The sequence below is a fragment of the Sphingomonas mangrovi genome, assembly GCF_047975845.1.
Classification (GTDB): domain Bacteria; phylum Pseudomonadota; class Alphaproteobacteria; order Sphingomonadales; family Sphingomonadaceae; genus Sphingomonas.
The window spans coordinates 1-16,363 of sequence record NZ_JBIUCZ010000032.1; the positions used below are offsets into that span (position 1 = coordinate 1).

Sequence of the window (16,363 nt, forward strand, 5' to 3'; positions counted from 1 at the left end):
GTCGCGCGCGCCTACAACAACACCCCCAGAAAGTGCCTCGGCTTCCGTACCCCCGCCGAGGCGTTCCAACTGTTGCACTTCGAATGTGAATCCACATCCTGACCTTCGTCAGGATGACGAAGAGGCATCCCCCTCACCGCCGCCCCGCGAAGAAATTTCGCAACAACGCCGCGCCCTCGCGCTCGCCGATACCGGAGTAGATTTCCGGGCGATGGTGGCAGGTCGGTTGCGCGAAGAATCGCGGCCCATGCTCCACCGCCCCGCCCTTCGGATCGGGTGCGGCATAATAGAGCCGGGCGATGCGGGCATGGGCGATCGCCCCGGCGCACATCGCGCAGGGCTCCAGCGTCACCCACAGGTCGCAATCCTCCAGCCGCTCGCGCCCCAGCACTGCCGCGGCCTCGCGAATCACGCGCATCTCGGCATGCGCCGTCGGGTCGCAGAGTTCGCGCGGAGCATTGCCGGCGATGGCCAGCACGCGCCCGTGGTGGAGCAGCACCGCGCCGACCGGCACCTCGCCCGCCGCCGCCGCACCGCGCGCGGCGTCGAGCGCGAGGCGCATCGGTTCGGGAAGCGGAAAGGCCATCGCGGCCTCATGCCCCGCGCCGCCGGCCGATGCCAGCGCGCGGGGCCGAGATCGTTACTGCGCCGTCTGGGTATTGTCGGCGCGCTCGATGTCGATCGTCGGGACCTGCACGGTGCGGTTCTCCGTGCCCACGTCGACGCGGCCGACGTCCGCCTCGAACTTCGGCGTCTGCACGGCGCCGGGGCGGACCATGTCGATGCTGACCAGGCCGAGCATCATCGCGCCGATCAGGACGAGGACGGCCAGGCCGACGATGAAAAGGAGTGCGCGCATGTGATTTCCCCGGTTGCCAAAAAGGATTCGCTGGCGGAATAACGCCCGCAAGCGGCGGGGGGTTGCACGTACGGCAGCGGCGGCCCGGCCCGACGCGGTTGACGAAGCGCGGCTCGCTCGCTAGTAGCGCCGACTTTCCCGGGGCGTTTGTCCCGACCATTGCCGTAACCAGGAACCAAAGCATGTCGCGCATTTGCGAGCTGACCGGCAAGGGCCGGCAGGTGGGCAACAACGTTTCCCACGCCAACAACAAGACCAAGCGTACCTTCCTGCCCAACCTGCAGAACGTGACGCTGCTGTCGGACACGCTGGAGCGTGGCGTGAAGCTGCGCGTCTCGACGCACGGCCTGCGCTCGGTCGAGCACGTCGGCGGCCTCGACAACTGGCTGCTGAAGACCAAGGACGCCGACCTGTCGCTGCGCGTCCGTCGCCTGAAGCGCGAGATCGCCAAGAAGGCCGCCGCGGCAACGCAGGCAGCCTGATTGCCCGGTTACCTTCCGCCTTCGGGCGGAAGGTCCAGCCGGAACTTCAAGAGCAGCGACTGCTCGAACCACATCTGATTGTCGTCCGACGCGATCCACAGGATGGGCGCGTCGTTTTCGTACGTGACGGCCAGCGCCTCGTAATTGTCGTGGATCACCTCGCCCGCCAGCCGGGCGATCTGGCGCCCCTCGACCAGCGCGCCGGGGCGAATCGCCCGCGCATCCACCAGCGAGACGATCGCGGTGAACCCTTCGCCCAGCGAGGCGGCGCGGTGCAGCACGATCAGCCGCCCGTCGGCCAGCTCGACCACGTCCGTCGGCGAAGTGCCGGACGGCGGCAGATAGCGGAAATGGAAGCCGCGGTCGGGATGCTCGGTCGCGTCGCCTTCGAAGCGAATCGCATCGAGGCCCCTGCCCGGTCGGCCCTTGCCCGCCCCTTCGCTGAACACCAGGAACGCGCCTGAGCGCAGCCGCACCATCGCCTCGGCTCCCTTCGCGCTTGGCCATTTGGCCATCGCCTTCGGCACGACATGCCGCTCGACGCGCGCGAAGTCCGCGGAATAGCGCCAGATCGCGTTGGCACGTTCGAACCCGACCCACAGCTGCCCGGTCGCCGGATCGACCGCCAGCGATTCGCTGTCGCGGTCGCGCTTCTCCCAGCCGGTCCCCGGACCGCCGGGAAGCGTCAGGAACTCGGGCGCCGACACGCGCCACTTCCCGTCGATGCGGAACCGCACGACCGAGCCATAGTCGCTGAGCAGCGTGACACGGTCACCCTCGACGCGCATCGCCGAAAAGCCGCCGAATGCGGGGTCGCGGCTCGTGAGCCGCACGCCGCCCAAATAGGTCAGTGCGCCCAGCCGCCGGTTCGCTGGATCTCCTGCCCGCAGCGGCACCGGCGTCGCCGCGACATCGGCGTGCTTGCCCAGGACCTGCCGGGGGACGGTGCCCGTCCAGCTCGGCACCAGAGCCAGCGTCAGGAGCACCACGGAAACGATACGCATTCGCCGCTCCTAGGGGCCGTTCGCGGTTCGCGACACCCCCGGCGCACCTGAACGGCGGATAACGGGCGCATTCAGGGTCGGCTCAAGGCGACTCGGGCAGAAAGGCTTCATCGACGACGGGCAATCCCGCCGCTGAGGCAAGAATACGAGTTGGGAGACGATCGATGTTCAAGAAGCTTTCTCTCGCCGGCGCTGCCCTCGCCATGGGTCTCACCGCGCTGGTCCCGGCCGCTCCGGCCGCCGCGCAGAGCCGCGGATATTATGGCGATCGTCATTATGATCGCGGCTACCGCAACTACGATCGTGGCTACGACCGTCGCGACCGCGGCTATCGGGATTATCGCGGCTACGACCGCCGCCACTACAACAGCCGCAACTATCGCCGCTGCGACAATGGCGACGGTGGCACGGTGATCGGCGCGGTCGCGGGCGGTCTGCTCGGCAACCAGGTCGCGGGTCGCGGCGACCGGCTGCTCGGTACGGTGCTCGGCGGCGCGGTGGGTGCGGTCGCAGGCCGCGCGATCGACCGCTCGGACAGCCCGCGCCGCTGCCGCTAAGATCCAGCTCCCCTGTTGCGTATCGGGAGCCCGGGGCCGGTCCAGCGATGGACCGGCCCTTTTTTTCGTCGAGGCGCTCCGGCCTCAGTACATGTGCTGGCCGCCGTTGATCGACAGCGTCGATCCGGTGACGAAGCCGGCTTCTTCCGAACAGAGGAAGGCGACGCCGCGGGCGATCTCGCTCGCCTGGCCCAGCCGGCCGACCGGGATCTTGGCGACGATCTTCTCCAGCACGTCGGCAGGCACCGCCGCGACCATCTCGGTATCGATATAGCCAGGCGCGATGGCGTTGACCGTCACGCCGAAGCGCGCACCCTCCTGCGCCAGCGCCTTGGTGAAGCCGTGGATGCCGGACTTGGCGGCGGCATAGTTGACCTGGCCGTATTGGCCGGCCTGGCCGTTGATCGAGCCGATGTTGACGATCCGGCCCCACTTGCGCTCGCGCATCCCCGGGAACACCGCCTTCGCCATGTTGAAGCAGCCGCCCAGGTTGGTGCGGATCACGTCTTCCCACATCTCGTAGGACATCTTCAGGATCGTGCCGTCGCGGGTGATGCCGGCGTTGTTGATCACCGCGTCGACCGGCCCCAACGCCGCCTCGACCTCGGCCACGCCCTTCTGGGTGGCCTCGAAATCGCCCACGTCCCAGCGGAACGCCGGGATGCCGGTGCGCTCGGTGAACGCCTTCGCCTTTTCCTCATTGCCGGCATAGTTGGCGGCGACCGTCATGCCGGCATCCTTGAGCGCGAGGCTGATCGCCTCGCCGATGCCGCGCGTGCCGCCGGTTACGATTGCTACCCGTGCCATTGTCGTTCCTCTCCATGCGCTTGGCGGTCGTCCTCGACCGCTCGCTCCCCACCCGCAGGCTATTCGGCAGGCACCCAGCCTGCAAGCTCCCGCAAGACGATGCTGCGCAGCATTGCCAGTCCTGCCTGCTCTGCATTGAGGCAGGGGAGATAGGCGAAGTCGGTGCCGCCGGCGGCCTCGAAACTCTCGCGTCCGCGGATCGCCAGTTCCTCCAGCGTCTCGACGCAATCCGCCGAAAAGCCCGGCGCGACGATCGCCACGCGGCGCTTGCCGGCCTTCGCCAACGCCTCCAGCGTCTCGTCGGTCGCGGGCCCCAGCCACTTCGCGCGGCCGAAGCGGGACTGGAACGCCACCACCAGCTCGATTCCCAACGCCTCCGACAGCAGCCGCCCGGTCTTCTGGCAGTGGCAGTGGTAGGGATCGCCGAGCTCCAGCGTCCGCTGCGGCATGCCGTGGAAACTCGCCACCACCGCGTCGGGGACGAACGGCAGCTTCGCCAGATCCTCGCGGACGGTCTCGGCCAGCGCGCCGATATAGGCGGGATCGTCGTAGTAGGGTGGCAGCGTCCGGATCGCCGGTTGCCAGCGCATTGCGGCGAGCGCCGCGAACGCCTTGTCGTTGGCGGTGGCGGTCGTTGCTGCGCAATATTGCGGGTAGAGCGGCGCGAGCAGGATGCGCTCGCAGCCGGCCGCCTTCATCGCGCGCAGCCGGTCGCCGATCGCCGGATTGCCGTAACGCATCCCCCAGTTGACCAGCACCTCGGGCCCGAACGCCCCCTTCAGACCTTCGGCCTGCGCGCGCGTAACCGCGGCAAGCGGCGATCCCGCCTCCGTCCACACCTGGCTATAGGCGTGCGCCGACTTCTTGGGCCGCGTCGTCAGGATGATCCCGCGCAGGATCGGCTGCCACGCGATCGGCGGCAACTCGACCACCCGGCGGTCGGACAGGAACTCGCCCAGGTAGCGCTTCACCGCGGCCGGCTCGGGCGCATCGGGGGTGCCGAGGTTGATCAGCAGCACGCCGACGCGCGGCGTCGGAATCGGAGGATGGTCGGGGGGCCGCGTCATTCTTCGCCCGGTAGCAGCGGAAGCCGGCGAAGGCGAACGCCGGTTGCGGCCATGATCGCGTTGGCGATCGCGGGGGCGACCGGCGGCACGGCGAGCTCGCTCACCCCGCCCGGTTCCTCGTCGCTGCGGATCACCTCCACCATCACCTCGGGCGTGTCGGCGAGCGTCGGAAGCCGCATCGCGCCGAAGCTCCGCACGTCGGCGAGATTGTCGGTGAAGCCCGTCGAGGCGCCGATCGCCGCGGCCATGCCGAACATCAGCCCGCCCTCGATCTGCTGCAGCACCAGTTCCGGGTTGATCTGCCGCCCGCAGTCGACCGCCGCGACCAGCCGGTCGACCCGGACGCGCTGGTCCGCGCCCACCCGTGCCTCGGCGAGCACGGCGATGTAGGATCCGCGCATCTGGTGGCAGGCGAGCCCCTGCCCGCTTCCCGGGATGCCGCCCTGCCAGCCGCCGAGCGTCGCCACCGTCGACAGGCAGCGCGCCAGCCGCGGGTTGTCGCCCAGCATGGCGATACGGAACGAATGCGCCTCGATGCCCGCGACATGCGCGAGCTCGTCGACGAAGCATTCGTTGAAGAAGGCGGTGTAGCTGTGCGCGCCCGATCGCCAATAGCCCACGGGCACGCCGATCTCGGCGGGATGATGGTCGATCGCCAGCGCCGGGATGGCATAGGCCGGCACCGCGCCCTCCACCGCGAGGCTGTCGCCGCCGTGTGGCAGCAGCACCGCCGCCTGCGCCGTGGTGTCGCCGGCGAGCAGCCGCTGCGACAGTTCGCGGCCGACCTCGGGCGCGGCGATCTTGCCGAGCCAGCCGGCGACCGCACCGTTCTTTCCCAGCCGCGCGGTCATCCGCGCGGCGGCGGGCGGGCGATAGCGGTCGTGCAGGCACGTCTCGCTGCGCGACCAGGTGAGCTGCACCGGCTTTTCCAGCCGCTGCGCGAGCAGCGCCGCCTGTTCGGCGACCTGATGCTCGAGCGCCGCGCCGAAGCTGCCGCCGGCGATCGTCGGGTGCAGCACGACGCGATCCTCGCCGATCCCCAGCACGCGCGCCGCCGACGCCCGGGCGAGCGCGGGCGCCTGCGTCGGCATCCACAGGCTCAGCCGCCCGTCACGCCACGCGGCGGTGGCGGTGGTCGGCTCGATCGCGGCATGGAGCGCCGCACCGACCCGATAGTCGGCGGTCACCACCTGCGCGTCCTTGAAGGTGGCGGCGAGGTCGCCGACGTGCGCCATGCGGGTGCCGTCGCCGTCGAGCGCGGCATCCAGCGCAGCCTCGATCGTGTCGCTATCGACCAGCGCGCTCGTCGTCTCGAAGCGCGGCGCCAGCGCGTCGAGCGCGCGATTGGCCGCCCACCAGGTCTCCGCCACCGCAGCGACCCAGCGCGGGTTCTCGATCACCGCGGAGACGCCGCGAATGCGGTCGGCGGCGGCGCGGTCGACGCGGACCAGCCGGCTGTCGCCGATCGGCGCCTGACGGATTGCCGCGAACACCATGCCCAGCAGCCGGATGTCGCCGGCGAAATTGGCGCTACCGTCGACCTTGGCCGGAGAGTCGAGCCGCGGCAGCGGTTCGCCGGTCAGCCGCTTTTCGTCGCCGCCGCGCAGCGGCAGTTCGCCGCCCGGCAGCGTCTCGTCCGCGGCCTCGGCGGCGAGCACGCCGAAGCGCTCGCGCTGCCCGCCCAGCGCGACGAAGCCGTCGACGGTGGTGCACGCCTGCCAGTCGCCACCCCAGCGCCGCGCCGCCGCCTTGCACAGCAGCACGCGCGCCGCGGCACCCGCCTGACGCAGGTCGCTCTCGAACGCGCGCACCGAGGTCGACGCACCCGTGAGCATCAGCGCCTCCGCGCGGACGTGGCGACGGCGCAGCGCGTCCGGCAACGGGCCGAACGCCGCGTCGAACAGCACCGATGCCGCGAGATCGTTGGCGTAGAGCGGGTTGATCGGCGCCGGTTCGACCGCGACCGTGCGCCAGTCGGCGCCCAGTTCGTCGGCGACGATCTGCGGCAGCGCGGTGAACACCCCCTGCCCGGTCTCCGCCTGCGGCACCGCGACGGTGACCTGACCGTCGGCGCCGATCTTGATCCACGGGCCGAGGATCGTCTCGCCCTCGGCCGCGGTCAGGTTGACGCCATAGTCGCGCGGCCACAGCGCCCAGCCGACCACCAGCCCCACGCCGGCCGCACCGCCGACCAGCAGCCTCCGCCGGCTCACCCCCGTTCGCGACGCTGCCGTATCTGGATGCGATGCCATGCACCGCGCTCTATCGCCCGGGTCCGCGCCGCGCCAGCGCCCGCTTCGGCGCTTGGGTTTTGGCGGCGGGCGGCGTACCAGCGGCGCACAGACTTCCGGAGCCCCGACTTGATCCTCTCGACGCTAGCCGCCGCGGGCGGCCATATCCGGTTCGACCAGTTGGGGCTCGACCCCGTCGCGCTCGACCTCGGCTTCTTCACGCTCAAATGGTATTCGCTCGCCTATCTGGCGGGCATCCTGGTCGGCTGGTGGTATCTGCTCAAGCTGCTCGCCCAGCCGGGTGCGCCGATGGCGCGGCGCCACGCCGACGACATGGTCTTCTATGCGACGCTCGGCATCATCCTGGGCGGGCGGATCGGCTATGTGCTGTTCTACGGCGAGGACATGTGGTCCGATCCGTGGCGCATCCTGCGGCTGTGGGACGGCGGCATGTCGTTCCACGGCGGCGTCGTCGGCACCTCGATCGGCATCATGCTGATGGCGCGCAAGCACAAGCTCAATTGGCTGCGCATCCACGACTACGTCGCTTGCTGCGCCCCGTTCGGGCTGTTCTTCGGCCGCCTCGCCAACTTCGTGAACGGCGAGCTGTGGGGCAAGCCGACCGACGTGGCGTGGGGCATCGTCTTCCCGCACACCGTCGCCGGCGGGCTCGACCCGGCGCGCCACCCCAGCCAGCTCTACGAAGCGGGGCTGGAGGGCATCGCGCTCGGCCTGCTGCTGTGGTTCCTGTTCTGGCGCACCCAGGCGCGCTACCAGCCCGGCAAGCTCGTCGGGTGGTTCCTGCTCGGCTACGGATGCAGCCGCTTCTTCGTCGAGTTCTTCCGCGAGGCGGACGAGCAGCTGATGGAGTTCGCGCGCCAGACCGGGCTGCACATGGGCCAGTGGCTGACGCTGCCGATGATCGCGGGCGGCATCTACCTGATCGTGACCGCCAAGGGCCGCCGCCAGCGCGTCGAACCGATCGCCGGCACGGAGAGCGTGGCTTGAACGAAGGCGCGCTTCCCGATCGGCTCGCTCGCGCGATCACGCTCGGCGGGCCGATCCCGCTGTCGCAGTTCATGGGCGCGGCCAATGCGCATTATTATGCGACGCGCGACCCGATCGGCGCGCAGGGCGATTTCACCACTGCGCCGGAAGTGAGCCAGATGTTCGGCGAGCTGATCGGCCTCGCGCTCGCCGACGCGTGGGACCGTGCCGGTCGCCCGCCAGCGCGCTACGTCGAGCTCGGACCGGGCCGCGGCACCCTGGCCGCCGACGCGCTGCGGGCGATGGCGAGCGCCGGGCTCACCCCGTCGGTTCATTTCGTCGAGACCAGCCCGGTGCTGCGCGCCGCGCAGAAGGAGCGCGTGCCGCACGCCGAATGGCACGTCGATCTGGTTGGCGTGCCCGAAGACGGCGCACTGCTGGTGGTCGCCAACGAGTTCTTCGATGCGCTGCCGATCCGCCAGCTGGTGCAGACCGCCGAGGGCTGGCGCGAGCGGCTGGTCGCCTGCCAGGACACGCTGTTCCTGCCGATCACCGGCACCACCGGCTTCGACGCGATCATTCCGCCGTCGCTGCGCGATGCGGCACCCGGATCGATCCTCGAGACCGCCCCCGCCGCCGCGTCGGTCATGCGCCAGCTCGCGCGGCGGCTGGTGGCGCAGGGCGGCACCGCCCTCGTCACCGACTATGGCTACACCGGCCCCGCGATCGGCGACACGCTGCAGGCGGTGCGCGACCACGGCTTCGCCAACCCGTTCGACACGCCCGGCGAAGTCGACCTTACCGCGCACGTCGATTTCGGCACGCTGATGGAGGCTGCGCGGGTCGAGGAGGCGCAGGCCCACGGCCCGGTCGACCAGGGCCTGTGGCTGTCCGCGCTCGGCATCGACGCGCGCGTGGCGACGCTCTCGCTCGCCAGCCCCGAGCGCGCCGGCCAGATCGCCCAGGATCGCGAGCGGCTCGTCGCACCCGACAAAATGGGCGAGCTGTTCAAGGCGATCGCCGTCACCGCGCCCGGCTGGCCGATCCCGGCGGGGTTCGCATGATCCTGCGCGACGCGGTTCCCGGCGACGGTCCGGCGCTCTCCGAAATGGCGAAGCGCTGCTACTGCGACACGTTCGGCACGCTCTATCGCGCCTCAGACCTCTCCGCCTTCCTCGATGCGACGTTTGGGGACCAGGGCCTGCCCTCGCACCTCTCCGACCCCGCGTACCAGGTCCGGCTCGCCGAGGACGACGGCGCGATCGCCGGCTTCGCCAAGCTCGGCCCGGTGCTGTTTCCCGGCGACTGGGGTGCGCGCACGATCGAGCTGCACCAGCTCTACGTACTCGGCCCGTGGCAGGGCGCGGGCGTCGCCCCCGCGCTGATGGACTGGGCGATCGCTACCACGCGCGCCGGCGGGGCCGACCGGCTGGTGCTGAGCGTCTACGTCGACAACCACCGCGCACAGCGCTTCTATGCGCGCTACGGCTTCGTGGAGGTCGGCCGCTACGAATTCGTCGTGGGCGAGCAGATCGACGACGACCGCATCTGGAGCCTGGACCTGTGACCGACCCCGACGTGTTCCGCAGCAGCGCGCTCGACGGCATCGCGCACGGCTTCCTCGGCCGGCGCGGCGGCGTGTCGCAGGGGATCCATGCGGGGCTGAACGTCGGCCTCGGCTCGGAAGATTCGGCGGAGGTGGTGGCGGAGAACCGCCGTCGCGCGACCGAGGCGGTGTTGCCCGGCGCGCAGCTGGTGACGCTCTACCAGGTCCATTCGGCGGAGGCGGTCGCGGTGCTCGCGCCCTTCGAAGCGGCGCTGCGCCCGCATGCCGACGCGCTGGTGACCGACCGACCCGGGCTCGCGCTCGGCATCCTCACCGCCGATTGCGCGCCGGTGCTGCTCGCCGACCGGGAAGCCGGGGTGGTCGGCGCCGCGCACGCGGGGTGGAAGGGCGCGATCGGCGGCGTGACCGACTCGGTGCTCACCACGATGGAGATGCTCGGCGCGCGACGCGATCGGATCGCCGCCGCGGTCGGCCCCTGCATCGCCCGCGCGAGCTACGAGGTGGATCGCGGCTTCGTCGAACGCTTCACTCGCGACGATCCCGACAACGAGCGCTTCTTCACCGACACCCGCGAGGGCCACGCCCAGTTCGACCTGGAGGCCTATGTCGTCCACCGGCTGGCGAGCGCCGGGGTGCGGCGGATCGAGGCGCTGGGGCTCGACACCTATGCCGATCCGGAGCGCTTCTTCAGCTACCGCCGAGCGACCCATCGCGGTGAGCCGGACTATGGCCGGCAGATCGCGATCATCGGGCTGGCGTAGCAACGGGCGCCCTTCTTCTTCGTCATGCCAGCGGAAGCTGGCATCCATTCGCGCAGCGCCCGTGTATCTCCGGCGCTGCGGCAATGGATCCTGACGTCCGTCAGGATGACGCAGGCTTAAGTCGCCCCGGCCCTCACCCGCCGCCGATCCCCTCGATCACCTTCCCCGTGCCTTCGCACTCGGGGCATTCGCTGCCGTCGATCCGGCCGGTGCCGCCGCAGCGGGGGCACAGATTCTCGCCGGTGCCGGGGGTGCCGGGTGCGACATCGTCGCCGGGCGTGGATGGATTGGGCATGGCACGTTCCTCTTCCTGACCCTGCTCCAACGCACCGCACCGCGTGCCGCTCCCCGGGCGCGGACTGACTCCATCCGCGATGGCGGCTCGACAGCGGCCTTGTGCGGCGGCATCAGGCGGGCATGTCCCCCCGTTTTGACTTCACCATCCACGCGACCGACGGCCGCGCCCGCACCGGCGAGATCGCGATGCGCCGCGGCACGATCCGCACCCCCGCCTTCATGCCGGTCGGCACCGCCGCCACCGTGAAGGCGGTCAAACCCGCCGACGTGCGCGCTGCCGGCGCCGACATCCTGCTCGGCAACACCTATCACCTAATGCTGCGTCCCGGCGCCGAGCGCGTCGATCGGCTGGGCGGCCTCCACGGCTTCATGGGCTGGGACCGGCCGATCCTGACCGACAGCGGCGGCTATCAGGTGATGAGCCTGTCCGACCTCACCAAGCGCTCCGAGGACGGGGTGGAGTTCAAGAGCCACCTCGACGGCTCGCGCCACCTGCTCAGCCCCGAACGCTCGATGGAGATCCAGCGGCTGCTCGGATCGGACATCGTCATGGCGTTCGACGAACTGGTGCCGACCACCGCCACCCGCGACGTGCAGGCGCGCGCGATGGAACGCTCGATGCGCTGGGCCAAGCGCAGCCGCGCCGGCTTCGATGCGGGCGGCGCCCATGCCGAGGGCGCGGCGCTGTTCGGCATCCAGCAGGGTGCGCTCGACGAGTCGCTGCGCCGCGAGTCGGCCGATGCGCTGAAGGACATCGGCTTCGACGGCTATGCGATAGGCGGCCTCGCGGTCGGCGAGGGGCAGGAGGCGATGTTCGGCGTGCTCGACTATGCACCCGGCCAGCTCGATGCCGCCAAGCCCCGCTATCTGATGGGCGTCGGCAAGCCCGACGACATCGTCGGCGCGGTCGAGCTCGGCGTCGACATGTTCGACTGCGTGCTCCCGACCCGTTCGGGCCGCACCGGCCAGGCGTTTACCCGCTCCGGCCCGATCAACATCCGCAACGCGCGCTTCGCCGAGGACACCGGGCCGCTCGATCCCGAATGCCCCTGCCCCAGCTGCACCGGCTGGAGCCGTGCCTACCTCCACCATCTCGTCCGCGCCGGCGAGATCCTGGGCGCGATGCTGATGACCGAGCACAACCTGTGGTTCTACCAGCGGCTGATGGCGGACCTGCGCGCCGCGATCGCCGCAGGCAGCTTATCCCTGTTCGCCAACGACTTCCGCACGCGCTATGCCGGACGCGGGGGTTCGAACCCGGAGAGGACATCATGACCGACCACCACCCGATCAACGAAGTCGAAGCCGCCTGCCAGGAAGCCAAGCGCGTCCGCGAGGCGGCTGCCGAGGGTACGGCCGTCGACCGGCGCAAGCACTGGCCGGCGGTGCCGATCAGCATCGGCGTGGGGATCGGCTCGGCCGCGCTCACCGCCGCGCTGCTCTACGCCAACCGCACCCGGTCCAAGCGCTGACCCGCGCCCGCAAAGGTTCGTCGATGCTCCCGATCCGCGCCGCGCTGCTGCTCGCCACCGCGCTCGTTCCCGCCACCGCCGTCGCCCGGCAGCAGACGCCGCCCGCAGCGACCGCCACCCCGCCGGCCCCTGCACCGGTCGCGCCGCTCGCCTATACCGAGCGGACGCTGGCGAACGGGCTACGCGTGTATGCGATCCGCGATACCGGAACCGCCAACGTCGCGGTTCAGGTGTGGTACGACGTCGGGTCGAAGGACGATCCGCGCGGCCGATCGGGCTTCGCGCACATGTTCGAACATCTGATGTTCAAGCAGACGCGCAACCTGCCGTCGGAGGCGTTCGACCGGCTGACCGAGGACGTGGGCGGCTACAACAACGCCTCCACCGGCGACGACTACACCAATTATTTCGAGGTGGTGCCCGCCAACCATCTCGAGCAGCTGCTGTTCGCCGAGGCCGACCGCATGGCGACGCTGGTGGTCGAGCCGACGAGCTTCGCCTCCGAGCGCGGCGTGGTGAAGGAGGAACTGCGCAGCCGCGTGTTCGCGCAGCCCTATGGCAAGCTGTTCGGCTTCTACCTGCCGATGATCTCCTACACCCGCCATCCCTATGCGCGGCCGGGCATCGGCAGCATCGAGGACCTGGACGCGGCGACGATCGACGACATCCGCGCCTTCCACGCGACCTACTATCGCCCGGACAACGCCGTGCTGGTGGTCGCCGGCAACTTCGATCCGGCCCAGCTCGACCGCTGGGTCGACCAATATTTCGCGCCCGTCGCCAAGCCGAACCGACCGATCCCGCGCGTCGCGGTCAAGGAGCCGGCACGCACCACGGCGACCCGCCACGTCGTCCATGCCGAGAACACGCCGCTGCCGGCCGTGGTGCTGAGCTACCAGATCCCGCCCGACGCCCACCCCGACCAGCCTGCGCTGGCGGTGCTGAACGCGGTGCTGTCGAGCGGCCGCAGCTCGCGACTCTACCAGTCGCTCGTCTATCGCGACCAACTCGCCCAGTCGGCCGAGACCTATCTCGACGGCAAGAAGGACACGGGCGTGCTCGCGGCGTATGCGATCGCCGCGGGCGGCAAGGACATCAACGCGGTCGAAGCCGGGCTGAAGCGCGAGGTCGCGCGGCTGCGCGACGCGCCGATCACCGCCGCCGAACTGGCCGAGGCCAAGAACGAGATTCTCGCCGCCGCGCTCTCGCGGCGCGAAACTGCGGAAGGGCGTGCCTTCACGCTCGCCAACAGCGTGATCGTCGACGGCGACCCGCGCGCGGCCGACCGCCAGCTCGCCGCCATCGCCAAGGTCGATGCCGCCGCCGTCCAGCGCGTCGCGCGCCGCTACCTCGGCGACAACCAGGTGGCGGTGCTCCAGTATCTGCCGCAGGAAGACGGCGCCCCGGCCGACCCCGGTCTCACCGTGCCCGCCACGGTCGAAACCCGACCGCTCGCGATCCCGCCGGGCGTGCCGGTGCATCAGGTCGCGTCGGAGGCCGAGCGCACGCCGCTCCCCGCCGTCGGCGCCCCCGTCGCCGCCACGCTGCCCCCGCGGACCGAAACCCGGCTTGCCAACGGCCTGCGCGTCGTCACCGTCGCCAAGCCCGGCCTGCCGCTGGTCGCCGCCACGATGGTGGTCGACACGCGCGAACTCTCGCAGCCCGGGCGCCGCCCGGAGCCGAGCCAGTTCGCGACCGAGCTACTGACCGAGGGCACGCGCACCCGCTCCGCGACGCAGATCGCCGCCGAGATCGAGTCGCTCGGCGCCTCGCTCGACACCCATGCTGGCGACGACGGCGATACGGTCTCGCTGGTGGTCGGCAGCAACGGCCTCACCCCGGCGATGACCCTGCTGGCCGATGTGGTGCGCAACCCGGCCTATGCGCCGCAGGAGATCGAGCGCGTCCGCACCCAGTGGATCGACGCGCTGCAGATCGAGCAGTCGGACCCAGGCTCGATCGTCGGCAAGGTTGCGGCGCGCACGGTGTTCGGCGACAGCCGCTACGGTCGGGTCGGCACCGAGACGAGCTACCGCGCCGCCACCCGCGAACAGATCGTGGCGGCGCACGACGAGGCATGGCGCCCGGACCGCGCAACGCTGATCCTGGTCGGCGACGTCACCCCCGCCAAAGGCCAGGCGCTCGCCCAGCAGTCGTTCGGCGATTGGCAGGCGCCCGCCAGCGCTCCCGCCAAGTCCGTCGAAGCCGCGCTGCCGAAGACGCCGCGCGTCGTCGTGGTCGACCTGCCCGGCAGCGGCCAGGCGGCGGTGGTCGTGTCGCGCGCGGCGCTGGCAAGGGGCGACGATCGCTTCCCCGCCGCACGGCTCGCGAGCACGGTGCTGGGCGGCGGCTTCTCGTCGCGGCTCAACCAGGAAATCCGCATCAAGCGCGGCCTCTCCTATGGCGCCCGCGCCGGGCTCGACGCGAACCGCGGCGTGGGCGCGTTCAGCGCGACCGTGCAGACCAAGAACGAGTCGGCACCCGAAGTGATCGACCTGATCGTCGCCGAGCTGCGCCGCATCGGCAACGATCCCGTGCCCACCGCCGAACTGGCGACGCGCAAGGCGGTGCTCGCCGGCGGCTTCGGCCGCGACGTCGAGACCCGCGAGGGACTGGCGGGGAAGCTCGGCGCCTATGTCCTCGCCGGCCAGCCGGTCGATGCGATCGACCATGCGCTCGCCGAGATCGAGGGTGCGGATGCCCAAGCGGTGCAGCAGGTCGCAGCGAAGGTGCTCGACCCCGCCGGCGCGAGCATCGTCGTGGTCGGCGACGCCAAGCAGTTCGCCGACGCGCTGCGCCAGCGCTATCCGCAGGCGGAGGTGATCCCCGCCGCCGCGCTCGACCTCGACACGCCGAAGCTCAAGCGGTGATCGGCGCCGGCGCGACCGCGTGAGAGGCTGGGCTCCGCTTCGCACGCGGCGGCGGCGGCTCGCGCTGCTCGTCGCAGGCGGCGCGGGGCTCGCCTTCATGGCTCACGCCGGCCGGATCGCGTTCGACCAGCAGCAGCGCGCCGCCGAGCGCCGGATGACGCTGCCGGCCCGCAGCACGACACCGGCCGAAGCGCCGGCGTTCTCGGGCACGCTCGCCGCGCCGCAGGCCGGCACCACCGGCACGGCGCCGCTGCCAGACCTGCCGATCCCGGCGCTCGCGACCTTAGAGGGCGGCGGATCGGTGGTGCCGGCCAAGCCGTTCCACGCGCGCGGCAGCGTTCTCGACCAGGCACGCGCGCTCGAATGCCTGACCACCGCCATCTATTACGAAGCCGCCACCGAGCCCGACGACGGCCAGCGGGCGGTGGCGCAGGTCGTACTCAACCGCGTGCGACACCCGGCGTTTCCGGCGACGGTCTGCGGCGTGGTCTATCAGGGATCGGAGCGGCGCGGCTGCCAGTTCAGTTTCGCCTGCGACGGCGCGCTGTCGCGCCCGCGTGCGCCCGGCCCCTGGGCCCGCGCGCGCCGCGTCGCGGCCCTGGCGCTGAGCGGATCGGTGTTCGCGCCGGCGGGGCTGGCGACGCACTATCACACCTATGCCGTCACCCCGGCGTGGAACCGATCGCTGGTGATGACCGGCGCGTTCGGCGCGCATTTCTTCCATCGATGGAAGGGCTGGTGGGGCACCGCCGACGCGTTCAGCGACCGCTACGCCGGCCACGAGCCGGCACCGGGCCCCCATGTCGCCTCGCCCCTCGATCCGCTGCCGGTGCCGGACACCGGCGGCGGTACTCCTGCGCCGGCGGCGGCGACCGCGCCGACGGCACCCACGCCGCAGGCCGCCCCGCCCTCTCCCGTGCCGCCCGAGACGAACCTTCCGGAGTCGCAGGTGCTCGATCGCTGGAAGGATTCGGGCAAGCCGCTGCGCTGACGCAGCGACGCCCCGCCGATGCCGGCGGGGCGTCCGTGTCGATCGTCTTTCGGATCAGCGGCGCGGGCCGTGATACCCCTGGCGATCGTGCTTCTGGTAGCGCGTCTTGGCCATCAGCCGGTCGATACGCGTGTCGAGGTCGCGGCGCTCGGACACCGACAGCCCGCCGCCGCTGCGACGATAGCGGTTTTCGAGCTGGGCGATCTGGCGGTACTCGCTGCGCAGGTTCACCGCCTCGCGCCGGGTCAGCCGGCCGCTGCGGATGCCCTGGTCGATCCGCTGCTCGACGACCGCCTGCCGCTGGTTGACGCTGGTCCAGGGAGCCGCGCTGGCGGCGGTGGGCAGTGCGGCCGTGGCGATCCCCAGGCCGGCGATCATCAGTGCGATCTTCTTCATGGCAAATCTCCTCTT

At 71.0% G+C, this 16,363-nt stretch carries 18 protein-coding genes; 10 read left to right on the forward strand and 8 right to left on the reverse strand.

Annotation, left to right across the window (positions count from 1 at the left end; genetic code table 11):
* Positions 1-133: 133 nt before the first annotated feature.
* Positions 134-562 carry a nucleoside deaminase gene (locus ACBY01_RS13920; RefSeq protein ID WP_416461564.1) on the reverse strand — a complete coding sequence of 143 codons (429 nt, stop codon included), beginning with the start codon at positions 560-562 and terminating at the stop codon, positions 134-136.
* Positions 563-640: 78 nt separating this feature from the next.
* On the reverse strand, positions 641-859 hold the full coding sequence (locus ACBY01_RS13925; RefSeq protein WP_416461515.1) for a hypothetical protein: 219 nt from the start codon (positions 857-859) through the stop codon (positions 641-643).
* A 182-nt stretch (positions 860-1,041) separates the two neighbouring features.
* Here ACBY01_RS13925 and rpmB point away from each other — a divergent pair, with 182 nt between their 5' ends.
* Positions 1,042-1,341 carry a 50S ribosomal protein L28 gene (rpmB, locus tag ACBY01_RS13930; RefSeq protein ID WP_416461516.1) on the forward strand — a complete coding sequence of 100 codons (300 nt, stop codon included), beginning with the start codon at positions 1,042-1,044 and terminating at the stop codon, positions 1,339-1,341.
* Positions 1,342-1,349: 8 nt separating this feature from the next.
* Here the strand turns inward: rpmB and ACBY01_RS13935 are convergent, their stop codons facing one another.
* A complete protein-coding gene (locus ACBY01_RS13935) occupies positions 1,350-2,345 on the reverse strand; it encodes an esterase-like activity of phytase family protein (protein ID WP_416461517.1) in 996 nt (331 codons plus the stop codon).
* Between the two features lie 164 nt (positions 2,346-2,509).
* Between ACBY01_RS13935 and ACBY01_RS13940 the strand changes: the two genes are divergently transcribed.
* Positions 2,510-2,902, forward strand: coding sequence for a glycine zipper 2TM domain-containing protein (locus tag ACBY01_RS13940; RefSeq protein WP_416461519.1), 393 nt, complete (start codon positions 2,510-2,512; stop codon positions 2,900-2,902).
* Positions 2,903-2,986: 84 nt separating this feature from the next.
* On the opposite strand, the gene phbB is transcribed toward ACBY01_RS13940, so the two are convergent.
* The 3 genes from phbB to ACBY01_RS13955 are packed head-to-tail and all read right to left on the reverse strand — an operon-like array spanning position 2,987 to position 7,028.
* Positions 2,987-3,709, reverse strand: coding sequence for an acetoacetyl-CoA reductase (gene phbB / locus ACBY01_RS13945; protein WP_416461520.1), 723 nt, complete (start codon positions 3,707-3,709; stop codon positions 2,987-2,989).
* A 59-nt stretch (positions 3,710-3,768) separates the two neighbouring features.
* Entirely contained in the window at positions 3,769-4,776 is a 1,008-nt protein-coding gene (hemH, locus tag ACBY01_RS13950) for a ferrochelatase (RefSeq protein WP_416461522.1), read from the reverse strand.
* Positions 4,773-7,028 (reverse strand): xanthine dehydrogenase family protein molybdopterin-binding subunit, encoded by a 2,256-nt coding sequence (locus ACBY01_RS13955; RefSeq protein WP_416461523.1) that lies wholly within the window; start codon positions 7,026-7,028, stop codon positions 4,773-4,775. Before ACBY01_RS13955 ends, hemH begins: the two co-directional genes overlap by 4 nt.
* A 108-nt stretch (positions 7,029-7,136) precedes the next feature.
* On the opposite strand from ACBY01_RS13955, the gene lgt reads away from it, so the two are divergent.
* The 4 genes from lgt to pgeF are packed head-to-tail and all read left to right on the forward strand — an operon-like array spanning position 7,137 to position 10,322.
* A complete protein-coding gene (gene lgt / locus ACBY01_RS13960) occupies positions 7,137-8,015 on the forward strand; it encodes a prolipoprotein diacylglyceryl transferase (protein WP_416461524.1) in 879 nt (292 codons plus the stop codon).
* Positions 8,012-9,058: a class I SAM-dependent methyltransferase gene (locus ACBY01_RS13965; RefSeq protein ID WP_416461525.1), complete on the forward strand. Its 1,047-nt coding sequence runs from the start codon at positions 8,012-8,014 to the stop codon at positions 9,056-9,058. Before lgt ends, ACBY01_RS13965 begins: the two co-directional genes overlap by 4 nt.
* Entirely contained in the window at positions 9,055-9,561 is a 507-nt protein-coding gene (locus tag ACBY01_RS13970) for a GNAT family N-acetyltransferase (protein ID WP_416461526.1), read from the forward strand. Before ACBY01_RS13965 ends, ACBY01_RS13970 begins: the two co-directional genes overlap by 4 nt.
* Positions 9,558-10,322, forward strand: coding sequence for a peptidoglycan editing factor PgeF (pgeF, locus tag ACBY01_RS13975; RefSeq protein ID WP_416461527.1), 765 nt, complete (start codon positions 9,558-9,560; stop codon positions 10,320-10,322). Before ACBY01_RS13970 ends, pgeF begins: the two co-directional genes overlap by 4 nt.
* A 133-nt stretch (positions 10,323-10,455) precedes the next feature.
* Here the strand turns inward: pgeF and ACBY01_RS13980 are convergent, their stop codons facing one another.
* The gene (locus ACBY01_RS13980; protein WP_416461528.1) at positions 10,456-10,617 is read right to left on the reverse strand and encodes a hypothetical protein; all 162 of its coding nucleotides are present in this window, start codon (positions 10,615-10,617) and stop codon (positions 10,456-10,458) included.
* Positions 10,618-10,739: 122 nt separating this feature from the next.
* On the opposite strand from ACBY01_RS13980, the gene tgt reads away from it, so the two are divergent.
* The 4 genes from tgt to ACBY01_RS14000 are packed head-to-tail and all read left to right on the forward strand — an operon-like array spanning position 10,740 to position 15,952.
* Positions 10,740-11,894, forward strand: a complete 1,155-nt coding sequence (tgt, locus tag ACBY01_RS13985) for a tRNA guanosine(34) transglycosylase Tgt (protein WP_416461529.1) — start codon at positions 10,740-10,742, stop codon at positions 11,892-11,894.
* Positions 11,891-12,091 (forward strand): hypothetical protein, encoded by a 201-nt coding sequence (locus ACBY01_RS13990; RefSeq protein ID WP_416461530.1) that lies wholly within the window; start codon positions 11,891-11,893, stop codon positions 12,089-12,091. Before tgt ends, ACBY01_RS13990 begins: the two co-directional genes overlap by 4 nt.
* A gap of 23 nt (positions 12,092-12,114) precedes the next feature.
* A complete protein-coding gene (locus ACBY01_RS13995; RefSeq protein ID WP_416461531.1) occupies positions 12,115-14,961 on the forward strand; it encodes a M16 family metallopeptidase in 2,847 nt (948 codons plus the stop codon).
* A gap of 19 nt (positions 14,962-14,980) precedes the next feature.
* Positions 14,981-15,952 (forward strand): cell wall hydrolase, encoded by a 972-nt coding sequence (locus tag ACBY01_RS14000; protein ID WP_416461532.1) that lies wholly within the window; start codon positions 14,981-14,983, stop codon positions 15,950-15,952.
* A gap of 54 nt (positions 15,953-16,006) precedes the next feature.
* Here the strand turns inward: ACBY01_RS14000 and ACBY01_RS14005 are convergent, their stop codons facing one another.
* Positions 16,007-16,348, reverse strand: coding sequence for a hypothetical protein (locus ACBY01_RS14005; protein WP_416461534.1), 342 nt, complete (start codon positions 16,346-16,348; stop codon positions 16,007-16,009).
* Positions 16,349-16,363 lie beyond the last annotated feature (15 nt).